1 pseudogene is annotated in these 375 nt (G+C 65.1%); it reads right to left on the reverse strand.

The annotated features are described in order from the left end of the window. Positions 1 to 62: 62 nt before the first annotated feature. Positions 63 to 375 (reverse strand): annotated as a pseudogene (locus IMZ11_RS44815) (hypothetical protein); the annotation flags it as partial.

Below are 375 nucleotides of genomic sequence, written 5' to 3' on the forward strand. Positions count from 1 at the left end.
GCCATTACGCCGACCACACCCGTCAACCTGATCATCGCGTTGCCGTTTTTCATGTCCGTCCCTCACAGCGTCTTCCACGTCAGCGCACGCCGCACCTTGGCGCCGGGGCGGGTACCGGATCCCTGCCGGCGCAGCTCGGCTGGGTCGTCGCCGTTGCGCAGCCGCTCCAGCAGATAGTCGGGTTCGAAATTGACCCCGATGGGATTCTCGGCGAACGCACCGCTGAGAAAGTAGTCCGCGGTCTCCTTCGCCGTCGCGAAGTTCTCGGTCTGGAACTCCAGCCGGACCCCGTCCGGGTCCTCGTAGTACAACGAGGTGGTCGGACCGTGGTTGATCGACCAGACCGGCGTGATGCCGGCCTGCTTGAGCCGCTCA

Origin of the sequence: Microtetraspora sp. AC03309 (assembly GCF_020826795.1) — a bacterium.
Lineage (GTDB): Bacteria > Actinomycetota > Actinomycetes > Streptosporangiales > Streptosporangiaceae > Microtetraspora > Microtetraspora glauca.